Annotated in this window: 19 protein-coding genes and 1 pseudogene; 17 read left to right on the top strand and 3 right to left on the bottom strand. The window is 50.9% G+C overall.

The genetic code is table 11. The features are described from left to right. The first annotated feature begins 100 nt into the window (after positions 1–100). From dinG to EOE65_RS07935, 8 genes and pseudogenes are all read left to right on the top strand, one after another. Positions 101–2,221 carry an ATP-dependent DNA helicase DinG gene (dinG, locus tag EOE65_RS07970; RefSeq protein WP_127693787.1) on the top strand — a complete coding sequence of 707 codons (2,121 nt, stop codon included), beginning with the start codon at positions 101–103 and terminating at the stop codon, positions 2,219–2,221. 15 nt (positions 2,222–2,236) lie between these two features. Then, positions 2,237–3,556: pseudogene (rhlB, locus tag EOE65_RS07965) on the top strand (ATP-dependent RNA helicase RhlB); the annotation flags it as partial. Between the two features lie 502 nt (positions 3,557–4,058). Continuing rightward, complete coding sequence (locus EOE65_RS07960; RefSeq protein ID WP_127693786.1) at positions 4,059–4,289, top strand: hypothetical protein; 231 nt, start codon at positions 4,059–4,061, stop codon at positions 4,287–4,289. Between the two features lie 5 nt (positions 4,290–4,294). Beyond that, entirely contained in the window at positions 4,295–5,338 is a 1,044-nt protein-coding gene (locus tag EOE65_RS07955; RefSeq protein ID WP_127693785.1) for an NAD(P)H-dependent glycerol-3-phosphate dehydrogenase, read from the top strand. Beyond that, positions 5,338–5,787 carry a phosphohistidine phosphatase SixA gene (gene sixA / locus EOE65_RS07950; protein WP_127693784.1) on the top strand — a complete coding sequence of 150 codons (450 nt, stop codon included), beginning with the start codon at positions 5,338–5,340 and terminating at the stop codon, positions 5,785–5,787. Before EOE65_RS07955 ends, sixA begins: the two co-directional genes overlap by 1 nt. Before the next feature lie 41 nt (positions 5,788–5,828). Beyond that, positions 5,829–6,665 (top strand): alpha/beta hydrolase, encoded by an 837-nt coding sequence (locus EOE65_RS07945; protein ID WP_127693783.1) that lies wholly within the window; start codon positions 5,829–5,831, stop codon positions 6,663–6,665. Between the two features lie 32 nt (positions 6,666–6,697). Beyond that, on the top strand, positions 6,698–7,516 hold the full coding sequence (locus EOE65_RS07940) for a DUF4892 domain-containing protein (protein WP_127693782.1): 819 nt from the start codon (positions 6,698–6,700) through the stop codon (positions 7,514–7,516). Positions 7,517–7,518: 2 nt separating this feature from the next. Next, positions 7,519–8,400 (top strand): patatin-like phospholipase family protein, encoded by an 882-nt coding sequence (locus EOE65_RS07935; protein ID WP_127693781.1) that lies wholly within the window; start codon positions 7,519–7,521, stop codon positions 8,398–8,400. Positions 8,401–8,408: 8 nt separating this feature from the next. Here EOE65_RS07935 and folE read toward each other — a convergent pair whose 3' ends face one another. Both folE and EOE65_RS07925 read right to left on the bottom strand, forming a co-directional pair. Then, positions 8,409–8,948 (bottom strand): GTP cyclohydrolase I FolE, encoded by a 540-nt coding sequence (gene folE, locus EOE65_RS07930; protein WP_127693780.1) that lies wholly within the window; start codon positions 8,946–8,948, stop codon positions 8,409–8,411. 90 nt (positions 8,949–9,038) lie between these two features. After that, positions 9,039–9,596 carry a Smr/MutS family protein gene (locus EOE65_RS07925; RefSeq protein WP_127693779.1) on the bottom strand — a complete coding sequence of 186 codons (558 nt, stop codon included), beginning with the start codon at positions 9,594–9,596 and terminating at the stop codon, positions 9,039–9,041. Positions 9,597–9,715: 119 nt separating this feature from the next. On the opposite strand from EOE65_RS07925, the gene prmB reads away from it, so the two are divergent. The 4 genes from prmB (at position 9,716) to speE (ending at position 13,481) form a co-directional block, all read left to right on the top strand. Further along, positions 9,716–10,630 (top strand): 50S ribosomal protein L3 N(5)-glutamine methyltransferase, encoded by a 915-nt coding sequence (prmB, locus tag EOE65_RS07920; RefSeq protein WP_127693778.1) that lies wholly within the window; start codon positions 9,716–9,718, stop codon positions 10,628–10,630. Between the two features lie 53 nt (positions 10,631–10,683). Further along, positions 10,684–11,772 (top strand): chorismate synthase, encoded by a 1,089-nt coding sequence (gene aroC, locus EOE65_RS07915; protein ID WP_127693777.1) that lies wholly within the window; start codon positions 10,684–10,686, stop codon positions 11,770–11,772. A 376-nt stretch (positions 11,773–12,148) separates the two neighbouring features. Then, on the top strand, positions 12,149–12,646 hold the full coding sequence (speD, locus tag EOE65_RS07910; protein WP_127693776.1) for an adenosylmethionine decarboxylase: 498 nt from the start codon (positions 12,149–12,151) through the stop codon (positions 12,644–12,646). Beyond that, a complete protein-coding gene (gene speE / locus EOE65_RS07905; RefSeq protein WP_127693775.1) occupies positions 12,627–13,481 on the top strand; it encodes a polyamine aminopropyltransferase in 855 nt (284 codons plus the stop codon). The genes speD and speE overlap by 20 nt, the downstream gene beginning before the upstream one ends. On the opposite strand, the gene EOE65_RS07900 is transcribed toward speE, so the two are convergent. Beyond that, positions 13,478–14,074 (bottom strand): TetR/AcrR family transcriptional regulator, encoded by a 597-nt coding sequence (locus tag EOE65_RS07900; protein WP_127693774.1) that lies wholly within the window; start codon positions 14,072–14,074, stop codon positions 13,478–13,480. The genes speE and EOE65_RS07900 overlap by 4 nt on opposite strands. Before the next feature lie 94 nt (positions 14,075–14,168). Here EOE65_RS07900 and EOE65_RS07895 point away from each other — a divergent pair, with 94 nt between their 5' ends. From EOE65_RS07895 to cydX, 5 genes are all read left to right on the top strand, one after another. Then, entirely contained in the window at positions 14,169–14,618 is a 450-nt protein-coding gene (locus EOE65_RS07895) for an HPP family protein (RefSeq protein ID WP_240656945.1), read from the top strand. 254 nt (positions 14,619–14,872) lie between these two features. Next, positions 14,873–16,186: an FAD-dependent oxidoreductase gene (locus tag EOE65_RS07890; RefSeq protein ID WP_127693773.1), complete on the top strand. Its 1,314-nt coding sequence runs from the start codon at positions 14,873–14,875 to the stop codon at positions 16,184–16,186. 212 nt (positions 16,187–16,398) lie between these two features. Then, complete coding sequence (locus tag EOE65_RS07885; RefSeq protein WP_127693772.1) at positions 16,399–17,973, top strand: cytochrome ubiquinol oxidase subunit I; 1,575 nt, start codon at positions 16,399–16,401, stop codon at positions 17,971–17,973. Then, positions 17,966–19,102 (top strand): cytochrome d ubiquinol oxidase subunit II, encoded by a 1,137-nt coding sequence (cydB, locus tag EOE65_RS07880; protein ID WP_127693771.1) that lies wholly within the window; start codon positions 17,966–17,968, stop codon positions 19,100–19,102. The genes EOE65_RS07885 and cydB overlap by 8 nt, the downstream gene beginning before the upstream one ends. A 16-nt stretch (positions 19,103–19,118) precedes the next feature. Then, positions 19,119–19,217, top strand: coding sequence for a cytochrome bd-I oxidase subunit CydX (gene cydX, locus EOE65_RS07875; protein WP_127693770.1), 99 nt, complete (start codon positions 19,119–19,121; stop codon positions 19,215–19,217). Positions 19,218–19,221: the final 4 nt, after the last annotated feature.

Below are 19,221 nucleotides of genomic sequence, written 5' to 3'. Positions count from 1 at the left end.
GTGATTATATACAGCAGGTTAGTCAAGTAAAGTCATTTCTCTGTTTATATATCCAGTAAATTGGTATGATCGCCGCACGATTAAATAGGGCAGTTTTCTCTTGTTAAGCGACGATCTAAAACAAACCATCCAGCAAAGCTATCGCACCTTCTTGCAGCAACATGATTTGAAGCCCCGTTATGGGCAGAAGATGATGATTGCGGCGGTGGCGCGTACGTTGGGTGGTATCAGCTTTGGCGACAAGAAAGAGCGCACCAGCGAAAACCATCTGTGCGTGATCGAGGCCGGCACCGGCACCGGCAAAACGATGGCCTATTTGCTGAGTGCCATCCCCATTGCGAAAGCACGCGGTAAATCACTTGTGATCTCAACGGCTACCGTGGCCTTGCAGGAGCAGTTGATCAATAAAGACCTCCCAGAGGCTGCAAAGCTAGTTGATGGTTATGTGTCATACGTGCTTGCTAAGGGGCGGGGGCGTTACTTCTGTATTTCACAGGCGGAGAAACTGCTGATCTCTCAAGATGAGTTAGGTCAGATGGCGCTGTATGAGGACGAGGTTGATCAGAAGCTGGATGCCGGTGTCATCGCGTTATATCGCCAGCTACTAGACCGCTTTGCCGCAGGTGAATGGGATGGCGATCGTGACAGCTTAGAGCAAGAGCTAGACGAGCCCCTATGGTATCCGCTGACTAGCGATCACACCCGTTGTACCAACCGTCGTTGCAGCAACTTTTCGGTGTGCCCATTCTACAAGTCACGCGACACTATGGATAAAGCCGATATCGTGGTTGCCAATCACGACTTGGTTTTGGCTGATCTCTCCTTGGGTGGCGGTGCCATTCTGCCTGAGCCAGAAAACAGCATCTACATCTTCGATGAGGCACACCACCTTGCATCGAAGGCCATTGGCCACTTCTCCTACAGTATGCGGATTAAGGCGACGCAAAAGTGGCTGAAAGGATCAGAAAAACAGCTCAATCAGCTGTTAGACGAAACAGACCATCACCCCGTTATCACTAACTATCTAGAAAAGATGGCCCAGCCGGGTGTTGATATGATGAGCTTTTTGGGTGGCTTCAACACAACGCTCCATCTCATGTTGATTGATGGGCAAGAAAGTGTGCCTGAGCGTTTCCGTTTCCCGCAGGGGCTTATTCCTGAAAAGCTTAGCGAAACAGCAAAGCAGATGGCATTTGCCACCGAAAAGTGGATGCTCAAGGCCGAGCAGATCTTGGATGTACTGAAAGAAGCGCTAGATGGTGGTGTTCCCGAAATCAGCAAGGATGTGGCTGAACGCTGGTATCCGCGTGTCGGCCAGATGTGGCTGCGATCACAAGCGATCTATGCACTTAATAAAAGCTACGCAACGCCTGACCCTGAGGGTAGCGCACCGACGGCGCGTTGGATCTCTCTGCGCGAATCGCTTGATGGTCGTGACTTTGATTGCCAAAGCAGCCCCGTTTCAGCTGCGGCGACGCTGCAAGAAAACCTCTGGAAACACGCGTTTGGCGCGGTGCTCACATCAGCAACGATGACAGCGTTAGGGCGCTTTGACCGGATTATCGATGAGCTGGGTCTTCCCGCGGATGTCACTTGCGAGAGACTCCCAAGCCCCTTCGATTATCAGCAACGGGCAACCCTAATGATACCGCCAATGAGCAGTGATCCGGGTAAGCCTGATGAGCATCAAGAAGAAGTTAGCAGGTTTTTGAATAAAACCCTGCCCGAAGCACGGGCAACACTGGTATTATTCAGCTCGTGGCGGCAGATGTACGCTGTGCTAGAGGCGTTGCCCGAACGATTAAAAGGGTTTGTGTTAGCGCAAGGGGATCTCACCAAAAATGAGATTATTCGCCAACATAAACTACGTGTGGATGATGATGCGCCGAGTATTATATTTGGTTTAGCGTCGTTCGCTGAAGGTGTGGACCTCCCGGGGGACTACCTTACAGAGGTCATCATCACTAAATTGCCGTTTAGCGTGCCGGATGATCCGGTTGATGCCACCATGTCTGAGTGGATAGAGCAGAGCGGTGGAAACGCATTTATGGAATGGACCGTTCCTGAAACATCGGTGCGTTTAACTCAAGCGGTCGGACGACTGCTAAGAACAGAGCAAGATAGCGGCCGGGTCGTGTTGTTAGATCGCCGTGTTGTAACGCGCCGTTATGGCCGTCAATTATTGGATTCATTACCCCCGTTTCGTCGGGAAATAGGTTAAAAGAGAGTTAGTACGTTGGAAGACAAAAAAGATAAGACATCTCAGGAAGCAGTCAGCGCAGAAACCAGCAAGAAGGCTAAGGGAGAGCGTAAAGATCGTCGTTGTTCCGGAAATCGCTCCCGTAAGCCTAGGAAAGAGTCCAGCTGGAAACCTTCAGACTTTGTGGTAGCGAAGGTCGAAGGTAAGAAGCGTTTTCACGACTTTAATCTACCCGATAAGCTGATGCGTGCGATCCACGATCTCGGTTTCGAATACTGCACACCGATCCAAGCCGAAACGATTGAGCCTGCGTTAGCTGGCCTCGATATCATCGGCAAAGCGCAAACCGGTACCGGTAAAACGGCTGCGTTTTTGGTGGGCATCATCACCGACCTGCTCGATTACAAACTTGAAGATGATCAGCGTTTGCGTGAGCCACGTGCACTAATTATTGCACCAACGCGTGAATTAGCGCTGCAAATCGCTTCAGATGCTGAAGGGCTGTGCAAGTATACGAAGCTCAAAGTGGTATCGCTGGTTGGCGGTATGGATTACGACAAACAGCGCGCGCAGCTAAAATCGGGCGTTGTTGATATCTTGGTTGCAACGCCGGGCCGTTTGATCGATTTCGTGCGCTCCAAAGATGTTGATCTCTACAACGTTGAAGTGCTCGTGCTTGATGAAGCTGACCGTATGCTAAGCATGGGCTTCATCCCTGATGTACGTACAATTATCCGTAACACGCCGCGTAAAGGTGAAGAGCGCCAGACGCTGCTTTACAGTGCAACGTTTACCGACGACATCATGAACTTGGCGCGCCAGTGGACGAAAGATCCCGTGCAGATTGAGATCGAGGCGCAACAGCGCTCCTCTGAAAATATCTCGCAGCAGGTCTTCTTGGTCTCCAGCAGCGAAAAATACAAGCTGTTACGTAACTATATCCGCGTTAACAATATCGAGCGCGTTATTGTGTTTGGTAACCGCCGCCATGAAACCCGCGATCTTGCCGAGCGCCTGAAGAAAGATGGTGTGAAAGCCGCGTTGATGTCTGGCGAGATTCCGCAGAACAAGCGTGTGAAAACACTGGAAGATTTCCGTAACGGCAAGATCGAAGTATTGGTGGCAACGGATGTTGCAGGCCGTGGTATCCACATCGATGGCGTTACTCATGTCGTGAACTACCAGCTCCCAGAGGATGCAGATGATTACGTGCACCGCATTGGTCGTACTGGCCGTGCTGGAACGGAAGGGACATCTATCTGCTTCGCGTGTGAGAATGACTCCTTCATGATCCCTGATATTGAGGCGGAAACAGGCGTTAAGCTTGAGTGTATTCATCCGTCGGAGGAGCTTCTGGCAGACTTGGATGGCGCTGAGAAGAAACCACGCCGTAGCCGTAAACCAAAAGCCGATCAGCAAGACGCTGCAACAGAGCAAAACGCTGATGTTGAATCTGGCGAGCCAGTGGTTGAGGCGGCAGCCGTTGAAGTGGCTGAGGTTGTAGAGCAGCCGGAGCCGTCTGTTGAAGTTGCTACTGATGAGCCTCAAGCCGTTGCTGAAGCTGATGCAAACGCTCAGCCAGAGGTTGCACCCGAAACAGTAGAAGCGGCACCATCTGATCAAGCTCAAGAAGCTCAAGAAGCTCAAGAAGCTCAAGAAGCTCAAGAAGCTCAAGAAGCTCAAGAAGCTCAAGAAGCTCAAGAAGCTCAAGAAGCTCAAGAAGCTCAAGAAGCTCAAGAAGCTCAAGAAGCCGAATCTTCTGCAGAGGCGGAGTCTAATACATCAGATGCAGAAGCGGCAGCGGCCAAATCTGCCCAACTTGAGTTGCTAGAAGAGAAAGACGAGAAGAAAGCAGACAATGTCTGAAGATCGACACAACACCAAAAAACTATCCCGGATCCTCGGGGTAGTTTTTAGTGCAATTTTCTTTGCTATCGGTGTGGCGGGATTCCAGAGAACCGGCGATTTTGTGCAATTGGCGGTGTTTATTGGCTTGTCGGCGCTCGCTTACATGGTAGTGATTTTTGTCTTTGCAGGGATTGATCGCCTACTGGATAAGGTTGATGACCGTCCGGATGGTGATAAGTAGATATCATGAGCTTGGAACAACACACACAACTCAAAAAAGTAGCCGTGCTTGGTGGTGGCAGTTTCGGAACTGTTATTGCCAATATCATGGCAGAGAAGGGCATTCCTGTTCATCAATGGATGCGTGATGCAAACCGTGCAGATGAGGTGAACACTCAACACGAGAACACGCGCTACCTTCCTGGATATGCGCTATCGCCTGCGTTGGTGGCAACAACGGATGTCGAGTCGGCAGTACGCGATGCGGCGATCATCTTTGTTTCTATCCCTAGCCCGAGCTTTCGCGATGTTCTGCGCCAAGCAAAACCGTTTGTGACATCCGAACAGTATGTTGTTAGCACCACAAAAGGGATTGAAAGTACCGGCTTTCATTTGATGAGCGAGATCATCAAGGATGAGCTGCCAGATGTAAAAGTGGGTGTGATTAGCGGCCCAAATCTTGCCAAAGAGATCGCGCAGCATCATCTAACGGCAACCGTTATCGCAAGCGAAGATGAGGGTGTGCGAGCCTTGGTTCAAGAAGCGCTGCACCAGAGCTACTTCCGCGTCTATGCCAGCTCTGATACGTATGGCGTTGAGTTGGGCGGCACGCTCAAGAATATCTACGCTATTGCGGCGGGTTTAAGCGCTGCGTTAGGTATGGGTGAGAATACGCGTAGCATGTTGATGACGCGTAGCCTTGCGGAGATGAGCCGCTTTGCCGTTTCGATGGGCGCAAACCCGCTCACATTCTTGGGACTGGCCGGTGTCGGTGATTTGATGGTGACGTGCATGTCCTCATTGAGCCGTAACTACCGTGTTGGCTACGCACTTGGTAGCGGACAGAGTTTGCAAGAGGCGGTGGATGCACTCGGTGAGGTGGCCGAGGGCGTTAATACGATCAAGATCGTTAAAGAGAAGTCGGACGAGAAAGAGATCTATATGCCGCTGGTCTCTGGGCTTTACGAAGTCGTTTTCAATGGCGCGCCCGTTAAAGAGGTTGCTGGTATGTTGATGACGAATGAGCAAAGCACCGATGTTGAGTTCGTTTTGCCGCGAGATGCTGTGTAATGCTGACGTTGATGCGCCATGGTGAGGCTGGTTGGGATGCGCCAACGGATGAGTCTCGTGTGCTTACTGCGCATGGGATCGCGTTTATCCAGCACGTGGTGGCAGAGAATGCCGCTTTGTTTGGTGGGGTCAAGCGCATCCTTGTGAGTCCGTATCTGCGCACCCAGCAAACGGTGAATACTATCTTGGCAGAGCTGGCGCATCAGCCTGAGGTGATCACAGATGACCGCTGGACGCCTGAGTCAGATATCTCCTCAGCCATCGCCTCACTTGAGGCTCATTGGTGTGAAGGGTTGCTCGTAGTCACGCATCAGCCATTGGTTGGGAATTTGGTCTCCTACTTGTTAGAAGGGGATAAACTGCATCCGGAGCCATTACTGCCGGCGCACTTCGCTACGCTGACCATGGAGTGGCCAGCAGCAGCGCTTGCTCAGCGCGTATCTATTTAATCTTCCATGCTTTTTTCTTCGTGCTTTGCTAATGTAGAAGCATGAAAGAGATCACATTTTCTGTGGGCGACCACACACTACGAGGGCTCGAATCAGGGCCTGCCGACGCTCCCATATTGCTCGCGTTTCATGGCTGGCTAGATAATGCCGCGAGCTTTAATGAGCTGCGTCAGCACTTCACCGATTATCGCTTTATTGCCCTCGATATGATGGGGCACGGCTATTCTGATCATCGTCCCATCTCTATGCCGTACTATATTTGGGATAATGTGGCGGATGTACGTGCGGTGGTTGCGGCGTTGACCGATCAACCTATCACGTTGATTGGCCACTCGATGGGTGCGAGTATCGCAACACTCTTTGCGGGTGCGTTTCCTGCGATGGTTAAGCAGTTATTTCTGATCGAGGGGTTGGCGCCACTCGTATACAAAGCAGATGAGCTGCCAAGCTTAATGGCTGATGCGATCGTCAAGCGTGAGCGGCAAATGAGCAAAACGCTACGCCCTTACGCCTGTAAAGAGGACGCGATACGAGCGCGCGTGAATGGCCGCTGGCCGGTCAATCAACAAGGTGCTGAGTGGCTGATAGAAAGAGGCTTAAAAGAGACGCCCGAGGGGTTCATCTGGCGCAGTGATCCAGGCCTTATGCTGCCATCGATTGTGCGCCTTAGCGAAGACCATGTAACTGCCTTTATGCAAGCGGTTGAGGCTCCGGTGTCGCTCTATCTTGGTCACGAAGGGCTACACGATGAGAGCTGGGATCGGCGGATTGAGCTGCTTACTAACTGCTCGGTGAGCTGGTTGCCAGGCAACCATCACTTACACCTGTATAGCGAACCAGCACAAGCGATTGCGGTCGCTATAAGAGAGCAGCTTTAAATGTGATACCACCCACTGGCGGGAGCGGATAGATGATAGTACGACAGGTAGTTTTGGGCTTTATCCTTTTCACTTCCATGTTGAGCGCGGCACAGGATGATATTGCAAGCGCGGGAGTTGAGCCGATCGAGCGTTATCGCGGAGCTTGGATTGTGCGGTATGCGCAACAAGATGATGTGGACTATCGATTGCCGCTAGGGGGGATAGAGCAGGTCAATGGTGTTGAGCGCCCCGAAGACTCCGAGCTGCTCACAGGCCACCTAACGCGTATTACCTATCGCCTTCAAGAGGGCACACGTACCCGTAAAATTGCTGACTTTTATCAGGAACTGCTGGCATCGTTAGATGCAAAGATACGCTATGAGTGTCGCGGGCGGGCGTGTGGTAGCAGCAACTACTGGGCGAACGAGGTGTTTGATAACTCGCGTCTTTATGGCTTAGCGGCTGCGCAGTACTACATCGCGGCTGAGTTACCCGGCTTGTCATTGGCGATCTACATAACAGAGCGTGGTAACCGACGTATCTATGTGCAGGTGGAGGCGATTGAGACTGACTCAACGGCACGGCTGATCACACAGTTGGATATTCAAGGTCATGTTGTACTCGCGACAGATCAGCTACCACAAACTGATGCATTGCAGCGCTTGCTGGGCGCATTGGATGGGCGCGATGTTGCTTTGGTTATCCATCATCGTGGTGATGATTTTGGCGCGGCATTGGCAGCGGCGCGTAAGGTGCAATCCGAGCTTTCTAGGGTGCTCCCGCAAAGTGTCGATAGTTACGCGGTTGGCCGATATATCCCGTCAGTATTAGGTGATGCGCAGTTTGTCATCACGCTAGTGAGAGAGTAGCGATGACAACTGTATCTTTGGTATTGGGGTCGGGCGGTGCGCGTGGTTATGCGCACATCGGCGTGATCGAGGAGCTTGAGCGCCGTGGTTACACGATTAACTGTATCGCGGGCAGCTCGATGGGCGCGCTAATTGGTGGTTTGTATGCAGCCGATGGTCTTGAGGCATATAAAGCTTGGGTAGTGAGCCTATCGCGCTTAAACATTCTCAGTTTACTGGATCTTACCTTCAGTATGGGCGCTATCCGCGGGGAGCGTCTGTTTAACAAGCTGAGTGAGTTCCTCGACGACTCCGCGATAGAAACCCTCAGAATCCCTTTTACAGCCGTTGCAACGGATATCGTTCATCAGAAAGAGGTTTGGTTTCAGCGTGGTTCGCTACGTGAGGCCATCAGAGCATCGATTGCTGTCCCCGGTGTTTTTACGCCGGTTATACAAGAGCACCGCGTGCTTGTGGATGGCGGTGTTCTTAATCCGCTGCCGATTATCCCAACCGTTGCTGCGCGCTCTGATCTGATCATCGCGGTTGATCTCAACAGCAAGTCGTTGCTGCCGGAGATCTCGTTGCCCGACTATTCGATGGGAGGTATCCCACTTGAGGACGGTTTTGCAGCACATCAAGCGCAACACCGATCTCCCGAGGAGAGCAGCAAGTTTGATAGCAATCTCGATATTATTATGAACTCTCTTGAGGTGATGCAGGGGGCGTTGGCGCAATACAAAATTGCAGGGTATCCACCCGATCTGCTGATCGAAGTGCCCACTGAGGTGTGTCAGTTTCATGATTTTCACCGCGCCACCGAGGTGATCGAAGTAGGAAGGCAGGTGGCTGCAAAAGCGTTAGATGAGATGGAAGCGCGTGCCCAGAGGCCTGGGCACATTTAGCGGATCGCTTAGCGAATCAGTGAGAGAAACTCTGAACGCGTTTCAGAGTTGGAGCGGAACGAGCCGAGCATCATTGAGGTTTTCATCGAGCTGTTCTGTTTCTCGACACCGCGCATCATCATGCACATGTGCTTCGCTTCGATAACAACGCCAACACCTTTCGCACCGGTGACTTGCTCTATTGCTTCAGCAATCTGTTTGGTCATGTTCTCTTGAATCTGAAGGCGGCGGGCGTACATATCCACGATACGTGCGATTTTAGATAGCCCAACAACTTGACCGTCAGGGATATAAGCCACATGCGCTTTACCAATAAACGGCAGCATGTGGTGTTCGCAAAGAGAGTAAAGCTCAATATCTTTGACGATAACCATCTCGCTGTTATCCGATGGGAAGAGTGCGCCGTTAACAACATCTTCAAGAGTTTGCTCATAGCCGCGAGTAAGATAAGCCATCGCTTTGGCTGCGCGAGCTGGTGTATCTACCAAGCCTTCACGGGTCAGGTCTTCGCCAACCTGTTCAATAATGGTGGCATACGCTTTTTCCATCACGAGTGGATATCCCCTAAGTTCTTGTCGTTCAAAAAAGGCGCTAAGTTACGCCAACATGACAGTTTCGTAAAGTGTCCGCACTAATTATTATCGATTTTGCTTGATCAGTACGTAGAGCGCGCCGGTGCCACCGTCACGCGCTTGTGCAGAGCAGAATGCGAGAACTTGCGGTAACTGGCGGAGCCAATCGTTGACATAGGATTTTAGGATTGGCTTTTGGCCGCTCTGGCTGAATGCTTTGCCGTGGACAACCAACACAGCGCGGCAGCTGTTGCGCTGTGCATCGCGAATAAAGTGGCTCAGCTCATCTCGTGCGGTATCAATGGTCATGCCGTGTAGATCGATACCTGCTTCCCACGGAATATGGCCTTTGCGCAGACGTTTCATTACACGAATCTGCACACCGGGTGCAGCAAATAGCAGTTCCTCTTCGGACTCAACGATCTCCACCGCTTCGCTTGATAGCCCATCAATAACCTGTTCAATCTCTTCGCTTGCCGCGTCACGGTGCAACGCTTTAGATCGGTTTTTGCGGATGGGGCCATTGCTGCGGGTTACACGATCATGGTTAAGCGGCTTTACGTCCGCCATCAGGTCTGAAAAGTTTGGCGTGGATTCATCCGGTGAGTTTTTCGTATCAGACATAGAACCCTTATCAGGAATTGATTAAACTGCTGAACCTTAAATCGCGCTACGGTGCAGCAAAGTGGTTCTTATCTTTGCCTTGCTTCGCGTTAACAGTCGTTATTATCCCGATAGATATTATGTTTGATCAAGCGTTATTAAAAAATGAATTGTGTACGATCCGCGATTTTATCCGCTGGACCTGCACACAGATGAATCAACACGGCGTTTACTTTGGCCACGGCCATGTGAACGCTTGGGATGAAGCATCCCAACTGGTTCTGGCAGCCGTGAAACTTCCTTGGGATAGCAGTGAAACAGTGCTGGATGCGCGTTTGTTATCGTCAGAGAAAGAGACGGTTATCTCATATGTCGAAAAGCGTGTACTGCAGCGTATGCCGTTGCCATATATAACCCAAGAGGCTTGGTTCTTAGGCTTGCCTTTCTATGTGGATGAGCGCGTGTTGATTCCGCGCTCGCCGATTGCGCAGCTACTAGAAACCGAATGCTCCCCATTTTTGCGTCCAGGTCCCGTGGAACGCGTGCTTGATCTGTGTACCGGTAGCGGCTGTATCGGCATTGGCGCGGCGTATATTTTCGCAGAGGCAACGGTTGATCTGGTTGATATTTCGGACGATGCACTGGCTGTGGCTCGCAAGAACATCCGTGCTCACGGCATGGAAGAGCGCATTGAAGCGCTCCAAAGCGACCTGTTTGCCGGCCTGCATGGACGACGCTACGATCTGATCCTGTCGAATCCACCGTACGTTGATCAAGCTGACTTCGCATCGATGCCCGATGAGTACCAGCATGAACCCGAGTTAGCGTTGACATCTGGCGATGACGGCTTGGATATCACCAAGCGTATCCTGCGCGAGGCAAACGACTATCTAACCGAAGATGGGCTGCTGATTGTGGAGGTGGGTAATAGTGAAGTGCACCTCATGGAGCAGTATCCACAAGTACCGCTAACGTGGGTGGAGTTGCCCCAAGGCGGTAACGGCGTGTTCGCCATCACCGCACAGGATTTACGCCAATATCGCGACGAAATTTAATAGACTCGTTATAATACGCCCGCAAAAAAGCGCAACGGAGAGATAAAGACACTATGTCAGGCAACAGTTTCGGCAAGCTATTTACAGTAACGACCTTCGGCGAGAGCCATGGTCCGGCATTGGGTTGTATCGTTGATGGTTGCCCTCCGGGTATTGAACTCTCAGAAGCTGATCTGCAGCAGGACTTAGATCGCCGCAAACCGGGTACATCGCGCCACACGACACAGCGTCGTGAGCCCGATCAGGTGCGTATCCTGTCGGGTGTGTTTGAAGGCAAGACAACCGGTACTGCTATCGGCTTGCTGATCGAGAATACGGACCAGCGCTCAAAGGATTACTCAAATATCGCTGAGACGTTCCGCCCAGCGCATGCCGACTATGTGTATACCCATAAGTATGGTTTCCGTGATTACCGTGGTGGCGGGCGCTCGTCTGCACGTGAAACAGCGATGCGTGTTGCCGCTGGTGGGATTGCGAAGAAGTTTCTTGAAGCCAAAGGGATTCAGGTGCGGGGTTACTTATCGCAGCTTGGCCCTGTGGCCATCAACAATGAGAACTTCGACTGGGATCAGATTGATCAAAATCCGTTCTTTAGCCCAGATGCTGCGGCTGTGAGCGAGATGGAAACCTATATGGATGCTCTACGTAAAGAGGGTAATTCGGTGGGCGCCAAAATCTCTGTTGTTGCACAAGGCGTTCCTGTTGGGTTAGGTGAGCCGATCTTTGATCGTATCGATGCGGATCTTGCCCATGCTCTAATGAGCATCAACGCCGTTAAAGGCGTTGAGATCGGTGATGGGTTTGATGTGGTAAGCCAGAAGGGTACTGAGCATCGTGATGAGATGTTCCCAGATGGCTTCGGCTCTAACCATGCGGGTGGTATCTTGGGTGGTATCACAACAGGCCAAGATGTCGTCGCACATATCGCACTGAAACCGACTTCAAGCTTGCGCTTGCCAGGGCAGAGTATCGATGTACATGGCAACCCAATAGAGGTGGTTACCAAGGGACGCCACGATCCATGTGTCGGCATCCGTGCGACGCCGATTGCTGAGGCGATGATGGCGATTGTCTTGATGGATCACTACCTACGCAACCGCGCACAAAATGCCGATGTTGATTGCGCAACCCCGATAATCTAACGTCTGCTATAGCGGTGTGGTCTTAAGCTGCACCGCTATGACCTTTCCTTGCTATTAGCCACTCTGCAGTCTTATTGAATCTCCCGCCGAATCGGCGTTTGAAGAAACCGTGTTAAGCGGTGCTTACCGGCCTGTTTTCGTTGCTTCGCGCTTTAGTGATTTATGTCGCTAACCTTTTGAAGTTGTGTGTAATTTTTATACTTTTTATCGCTGCCTTCGCGAAGGTGAAAATTAATCATCTTTGAAATTGGTTTTTTCTTGCGTTCACTAAACAAAAGAGTGTAAAACAGCCCCTCAAATTTTTAGGCGCCCAGATTAGCTGGGCAGGTTAGGTACTGGATAGATTAAAAATCCTCCCAACTGGAGACAAACCATAATGAAAGAATCGCTTTCTGAAGTGCACCTGGCGGACGACCAAGAGGCTGTAAGCAGTGTTGCACCTTGGCCTGCGTTTACGCAAGGCGAAGAAGAGGAGCGTCTGGACTACTTTATCGAGCGTAATGGCGAGCGCTTTGCTGGCACTCACCTGATTATCGATTTAAGTGGTGCTTCTAAGTTAGATGACTTGGAAGTGATGGAGCAAGCCCTACGGGACTCCGTCGACGCTGCTGGTGCGACACTGCTACATATTCATCTTCACCACTTTACCCCAAATGGCGGTATTTCGGGCGTTGCCGTATTGGCAGAGTCCCATATCAGCGTACATACATGGCCAGAACGCAACTATGCAGCGTTTGATGTGTTTATGTGTGGCGCAGCAGAGCCTGAGAAATCCATTCCGGTTCTGGAAAACGCATTCTCACCCAGCCGTGTCAACGTGGATGAGATCTTACGGGGTAAACGAAGAGTAGAAGATGATGACTACGTATCTTGAGAAACTATACGACAGTTACGGACAACAGTTTACAATTGATGAAGTGTTGTTCGAGCAACAGACCGATTCTTGGCATCTGATTATCTTCCGTAATGAGATGTTCGGCACCGTAATGGCACTGGATGGCATTATCCAGACCACGGAGCGTGACGAATTTGTATATCACGAAATGCTGACCCACGTGCCACTCTTTGCGCACGGCGCGGCTAAGCGTGTATTGATCATTGGTGGCGGTGATGGTGGCATCCTGCGCGAAGTGACCAAACACCCTGAAGTCGAGCATGTGACGCAGGTTGAGATCGACCAAGCCGTGATTGATATGTGTAAAACGTATCTGCCCAATCACTCGGCCGGTGCATTTGATGATCCGCGTGCGAATATTGTGATTGCAGACGGCATTGAATATGTCACGCAAACAGACGAGAAATTTGACGTTATTATCTCTGACTGTACCGACCCTGTAGGGCCTGGCGAAGTGCTCTTTAGCAGCACCTTCTACGAAGGCTGCAAACGCTGTTTAAACGAGGGTGGCATCTTTGTTGCCCAAAACGGTGTTGCCTTTATGCAGATTGAAGAGGTGCAAACAACGAAGCGTCGTTTGAGCCCTTACTTTAACGATCAGAGCTTCTATTGTGCCGCTGTACCTACCTACATTGGTGGCAATATGACATTGGCTTGGGCTGCTGATAACCCAGTGCTGCGCTCAGTTGAGCTGCAAACGCTGGAAGCCCGCTTCGCTGCATCTGGCATTCAAACACGCTACTACAATCCGCAGATGCACGTCGGTGCGTTTGCGCTACCGCAGTACATCATCGACGCCCTCGATGAGGTTTAACGGCTAGTGCGATTATGCACTGAGAGCGTTGGGCTTTTGGCCTGTGCTCTCAGTGCTGCCAATATCTGCTGTGCCTGTTTGGCGGCACCCACTTGCTGACCCACATAAGCAGAGGTGATGGCTCCCTCTTTCAGAAGCATAATGGTATCCGCCCAAGCCTGTTCGTTTTCCTCAGCAATACTGCGCCGAATGGTCTGCGCAACTAACGCTTTGTGTTTTGCACAGTAGCTCGCTATTTCTGAATTAAGTTCGGTGTATTGTGCTGCGGTGTTAATAAAGAAGCAGCCACGGAAATCTCCCAGCTCCTCCACAGTGCCGTTAAACCAGTGATCGAGACCAGTAAACAACCGGTCTATAACCTCATCCACTGATTGGCTCCCCGATAACACACGTGCTAGCCACCCTATAAATTGCTCATGACGCTGCCCAAGTGCACCCAAGATAAGCGCATCCTTGCTTGCGAAGTGATGATAAAGCGTCTTCTTCGCTACGCCTGAACGCGCCAGTATTTCGTTAATTCCGACACTTTTTACCCCTTTTTCGTAAAAAAGGGCTAGCGCGGCATCTATTAGCTCTTGTCGTTTATCGTTCATGTCGGTGCTCATTAGGAGTTTGCGTATAGTTTGACAAAGGTAGACCGACTTGTCTATGTTAAGTAGACAGATTGGTCTACTTGGGTTTTTTATAATGCATGTTTTGTTATCAGTGTGGGCAGGCATTGCTGCTGCGATTGGAATCGGCATCTTGGTGCTATTAGGTGAGATGCACCCGAATATGACGCTGTTGATGGCGCCTTTTGGTGCTACTGCTGTGATTATTTTCGGCTTGCCGAGCAGCCCTCTCGCACGGCCTAAAAATGTGATTTTAGGCCACCTTATTACCGCTGCTATCGGTGTTTGTTTTGTTGAGCTGGGTGATGGCGTGCCGCTAGAGATGGCATTTGCGACAGGGCTCGGTGTCACTGCGATGTTGCTTACCGGTACAACACATCCACCTGCTGGAGCAAACCCTATGGTGATTATCCTAGCAGGGCAAGGCTGGAGCTTCTTATTGGCGCCGGTGCTTAGCGGCGCGGTTTTGCTGGTTCTTGTTGCTCATCTGGCGAACAGGTTTGTTCATACCAATAAGACAAATTAGACGCAAAATTATGCCAATTTTGGCAAAGTGTTATGTTTTTTGTTCGTTGATGGAGATATCTGTTGCTTAAAAACAACGATAACTGCTTGTAATTGCGAGATATTATATATAAATTTAATTAATTAGCGATTACTAAATAACTGGCACATTTACTGCTACTTCCTATTTAGAAAATAAATCAAAACGTTCAGCGGTAGCGGGGTAGCTCGCTCCGCTGTCGCGTTCAATTGCTGGATTAGAATAGGGTGAAAGTTATGGCAGTCACTAGACGTAGTGTACTTAAAGCAGGCGCTGCAGTCGGCTTAGCGAGTGCAGCAGGTATTGCAGGTTGGGAGTTAAGTAAACTCAAAACGACAGCAAAAATCGTTATTGTGGGAGGCGGTGCTGGCGGCATTGGTTTGGCCAATCAGTTGTTGACTCAGCTATCGGGGGCCGAGATTACCGTGATTGATCCGCGTGGGTATCACTGGTATCAACCTGGGCAAACACTGTTATTGGCCGGTGCCTACCAAGCCGAGAGTGATGTTGTTTCTGCGAACGAAAGTTACCTTGATTCGAAAATCAATTGGGTGGCTGATGAGGTGGTGGCTTACGAGCCGGACAATAATCACGTGGTGACTGCCAAAGTTGAAAAGATCAACTATGACTTTCTTGTCGTTGCCAGTGGTTTAGAGCTTCGGTACGACATGATCGAGGGGTTAGATGTTGCGCAGATCGGCCAAGATTACATTACGAGTATTTATCTAAGCCCAGAGGCTGGCGTTGCTAGCCATCAGCAAGCGCTAGGCTTTGCTCGCTCAGGCGGGGGTGACGCTGTATTCACCCGCCCGCAGGGTGCGATGAAGTGTGCTGGAGCACCGATGAAAGCCACTAACCTTGTTGAGTTCTTTGTGCGCTCAGCGGGCCAGCGTGATGCATTTCGGTTTGATTATTTTACCTCTGAACACTTTCTTTTCTCAGTGAAGGAATTCGATAAGCGGCTACGCGGCATTTGGCAAGAGCGCGCGATTGCGCCTCACTATCAGCACACGCTAACAGCCATCGATACCGAAGCAAAGACTGCACAGTTCCAAAAAGCAGATGGCACACGCGCATCAGTACCTTGGGACTTTATTCATATCGCGCCACCGATGACAGCGGTAGCCAGTGTCAGGAACTCGGCGCTGGCGGATCAAACGAAATACCACGGTTATGTTGAAGTTGATCAGTTCACCATGCGCCATAAGCGCTTTGACAATGTTTTTGCCCTAGGTGACACAGCGGGAACCCCGATTGGCAAAACAGCAGCATCGGTTAAATCGCAAATCCCAGTGATAACAGCCAATATTCGGGCGTTGCTTGAACAGCAAGAACCCGTTGCAAAGTGGGATGGCTACACCTCTTGCCCGATGATTCTGGATGTGGGCCACGCGATGCTTTGGGAGTTCGATTACAGTTTAGAGCCCATCACCGCGCTGCCCTTTGAAGTGGTTGATCCGCTCGAAGTAAGTGAGCTTGCTTGGGTGATGGAGAAGTCGCTGATTAAGCCGGTGTATGACCTCATGCTTCACGGCTATACGCCCATCTAGCGTAATCAGGGCGTGGCATCATGTCGTGCCCTAATTGGCAAATGCTGTGTCAAAATTGGCAATTCTCATCTGTAGATTATATCTCTTCAATCTGAAATTCTATTAAGTCTATTAATTTCAAAGAGTTACGCGCTGGTTTTAATTGGCATGTTTACTGCTAAAACAGTGAGCAGGTTAAGTATTTTTCATCAGGGCAAAGTAAGGTAATTTTTATGGTTTCCGAAACGGTTGTGGAGCTATCGCGTTGGCAGTTCGCGCTAACAGCGATGTACCACTTTTTATTCGTGCCCCTCACACTCGGGCTATCATTTCTATTAGCCATTATGGAATCCGTCTACGTCATGACGGGTAAACAGATCTACAAAGATATGACCCGCTTCTGGGGTAAGCTCTTTGGTATCAACTTCGCCTTGGGCGTAACAACAGGTTTAACCATGGAGTTCCAGTTTGGGACGAACTGGGCCTACTACTCCCATTACGTGGGCGACATCTTTGGCGCGCCACTGGCAATCGAAGGGTTGATGGCGTTCTTCCTTGAGTCCACCTTTATTGGCTTGTTCTTCTTTGGTTGGGATCGCCTTTCGCGGGTACAGCACTTGGGTGTTACTTGGCTGGTTGCGATCGGTTCTAACTTCTCAGCACTATGGATTCTCATCGCCAACGGTTGGATGCAGAACCCTGTCGGCGCGTACTTCAACTTTGAGACCATGCGGATGGAGATGAGCAGCTTTGCTGATGTGATCTTCAACCCAGTGGCGCAAGTGAAGTTTGTTCACACCGTCTCTGCCGGATATGTCACCGGTGCCGTATTCGTGCTGTCGATCAGCGCGCTCTATCTGTTGTGGGGCCGTGATATTGCGTTTGCGCGCCGCTCGTTTGCGATTGCATCTGCATTTGGACTCGCGTCTGTGCTGTCGGTCATCATCTTGGGAGACGAGAGTGGTTACGAAGTGGGCGATGTGCAAAAGGTGAAGCTCGCTGCAATGGAAGCCGAGTGGGAAACACACCCCGCGCCTGCGCCGTTTACGCTCTTTGGTTTACCCAATCAGGAGACTCAAGAGACCGAGATGGCGGTTAAGATTCCCTATGCATTGGGGCTAATTGCAACCCGCTCTGTCACCGAAGAGGTGACTGGCATCAAAGACCTTGTGGCGCATGCTGAAGGCCGTGTGCGCAACGGCATGGTCGCTTATGAGCTGCTTATGAAGCTGCGTGGCGGTGAAGATACACCGGAAAATCGGGCGGCATTCTCAGCGGTAAGCCAAGATTTGGGTTATGGCCTGCTACTCAAGCGTTTTACGCCAGATGTGGTTGATGCCACCGAAGCGCAAATCAAACAGGCCGCAGAGGATACGATCCCGCAAGTGGCGCCGATGTTTTGGACGTTCCGCATCATGGTAGCCTGCGGCTTTACTATGCTGCTGCTATTTATTCTTGCGTTCTACTACACCTCGAAACGACAAGAGCACCAGACTCGTTGGTTATTGAAATTTGCGGTGCTGTGCTTGCCACTGCCTTGGATTTCGTCAGAAATGGGCTGGTTTGTTGCCGAGTTTGGCCGTCAGCCTTGGGCAATTGGTGAAATCTTACCCACCTATGTTGCAACCTCACAACTAACCGAAACCGACCTATGGATGAGCATCTTCGGCTTTGTTGGTTTGTATACCGTGTTCCTGATTATCGAGGTGTACCTCATGGTGAAGTATGTCCGTAAAGGCCCAAGTGCGTTAGGTACAGGGCGATATGACAATGAGACCGAAACTGCGGGGGTTCCACACTATGCTTGATTACGAAACACTTCGGCTTATTTGGTGGCTGCTGGTTGGTGTATTGCTGATTGGCTTTGCAGTCACCGATGGCTTCGATATGGGGGCCGCGATGTTGCTGCCGCTGCTGGGAAAAACCGACACTGAGCGACGGGTGATTATCAACACCATCGGCCCCCACTGGGATGGCAATCAGGTGTGGTTTATTACGGCAGGTGGCGCGATCTTTGCGGCATGGCCGTTGGTTTACGCCACAGCTTTCTCAGGCTTTTACTGGGCGATGTTATTGGTGCTGTTTGCGCTGTTTTTCCGCCCGATCGGTTTAGAGTATCGCAGTAAGCAAGAGAGCGCTCGCTGGCGGACCAACTGGGACTTAGCACTATGCTTGGGGTCTTTTGTTCCGGCTTTGGTGTTTGGTGTTGCGTTTGGCAATCTGTTTTTGGGGGTGCCGTTTCATTTCGATGAGCTAACGCGGCCAACCTATACCGGCTCGTTCTGGGCATTGCTCAACCCGTTTGCACTGCTATGCGGCGTAGCCAGTGTCTTGATGCTAGCGCTTCACGGCGCTGTTTGGCTGCAGATGCGCGCCGGCGGCATGATCGAATCGCGTGCTCAGCACTATGCTACGCGCTTGGGGCCGGTGCTTACGGTGGTCATGCTACTTGCCGGTGCAGCGCTGCTGTTCTTTATCGAGGGTTACGAAATCACCTCAGCTGTGGTGGGCGATGCAAGCTCAAACCCACTCTCCAAAAGTGTTGCAAGAACGGATGATTGGTTTGCTAATTTTGACCAACTACCGCTGCTGTGGTTGTTAGCGCTAGGTGCGATCACGCTGCCGGTTGTGGTGAGTGGTTTAGCAAAAGCAGGGCGCAGCGGCTTAGGTTTTGTGGCCAGTGCGCTGAATATCGCGGTCATCATCTTATTGGCAGGCGCTACATTATTCCCGTTTGTGTTGCCATCTTCATCGGATCTTGCCAGCAGCCTAACGCTGTGGGACGCCACCTCCAGCGAACTGACGCTAACCATTATGTTTTGGGTCGCTGCGTTCTTTGTACCGATTATCTTGGCGTACACCACTTGGGGATACTACAAAATGTGGCGTCGTATCGAACCGGAGATGATCCAGCGTGACAGCGTGTCGCATTACTGATTTGGGAGTTGATTTTATGTGGTATTTTGCATGGATTCTTGGCGTCTTACTCGCCTGTAGTTTTGGCATCATCAACGCGATGTGGTTGGAGAACCAGCTCGACGATGGTGAGTAGCCCA

The sequence above is a fragment of the Neptunomonas marina genome (assembly GCF_004005935.1).
Lineage (GTDB): Bacteria > Pseudomonadota > Gammaproteobacteria > Pseudomonadales > Balneatricaceae > Neptunomonas > Neptunomonas marina.
Note: the sequence above shows the minus strand (reverse complement) of the source record. Positions and strands in the feature narration are given on the sequence as shown.

Coding starts and splice junctions, on each gene's coding strand:
- EOE65_RS07960 (WP_127693786.1), top strand. CDS start 4,059: ATGTCTGAAGATCGACACAACACCAAAAAACTATCCCGGATCCTCGGG.
- EOE65_RS07955 (WP_127693785.1), top strand. CDS start 4,295: ATGAGCTTGGAACAACACACACAACTCAAAAAAGTAGCCGTGCTTGGT.
- sixA (WP_127693784.1), top strand. CDS start 5,338: ATGCTGACGTTGATGCGCCATGGTGAGGCTGGTTGGGATGCGCCAACG.
- EOE65_RS07945 (WP_127693783.1), top strand. CDS start 5,829: ATGAAAGAGATCACATTTTCTGTGGGCGACCACACACTACGAGGGCTC.
- EOE65_RS07940 (WP_127693782.1), top strand. CDS start 6,698: ATGATAGTACGACAGGTAGTTTTGGGCTTTATCCTTTTCACTTCCATG.
- EOE65_RS07935 (WP_127693781.1), top strand. CDS start 7,519: ATGACAACTGTATCTTTGGTATTGGGGTCGGGCGGTGCGCGTGGTTAT.
- folE (WP_127693780.1), bottom strand. CDS start 8,948: ATGGAAAAAGCGTATGCCACCATTATTGAACAGGTTGGCGAAGACCTG.
- EOE65_RS07925 (WP_127693779.1), bottom strand. CDS start 9,596: ATGTCTGATACGAAAAACTCACCGGATGAATCCACGCCAAACTTTTCA.
- prmB (WP_127693778.1), top strand. CDS start 9,716: ATGTTTGATCAAGCGTTATTAAAAAATGAATTGTGTACGATCCGCGAT.
- aroC (WP_127693777.1), top strand. CDS start 10,684: ATGTCAGGCAACAGTTTCGGCAAGCTATTTACAGTAACGACCTTCGGC.
- speD (WP_127693776.1), top strand. CDS start 12,149: ATGAAAGAATCGCTTTCTGAAGTGCACCTGGCGGACGACCAAGAGGCT.
- speE (WP_127693775.1), top strand. CDS start 12,627: ATGATGACTACGTATCTTGAGAAACTATACGACAGTTACGGACAACAG.
- EOE65_RS07900 (WP_127693774.1), bottom strand. CDS start 14,074: ATGAACGATAAACGACAAGAGCTAATAGATGCCGCGCTAGCCCTTTTT.
- EOE65_RS07895 (WP_240656945.1), top strand. CDS start 14,169: ATGCATGTTTTGTTATCAGTGTGGGCAGGCATTGCTGCTGCGATTGGA.
- EOE65_RS07890 (WP_127693773.1), top strand. CDS start 14,873: ATGGCAGTCACTAGACGTAGTGTACTTAAAGCAGGCGCTGCAGTCGGC.
- EOE65_RS07885 (WP_127693772.1), top strand. CDS start 16,399: ATGGTTTCCGAAACGGTTGTGGAGCTATCGCGTTGGCAGTTCGCGCTA.
- cydB (WP_127693771.1), top strand. CDS start 17,966: ATGCTTGATTACGAAACACTTCGGCTTATTTGGTGGCTGCTGGTTGGT.
- cydX (WP_127693770.1), top strand. CDS start 19,119: ATGTGGTATTTTGCATGGATTCTTGGCGTCTTACTCGCCTGTAGTTTT.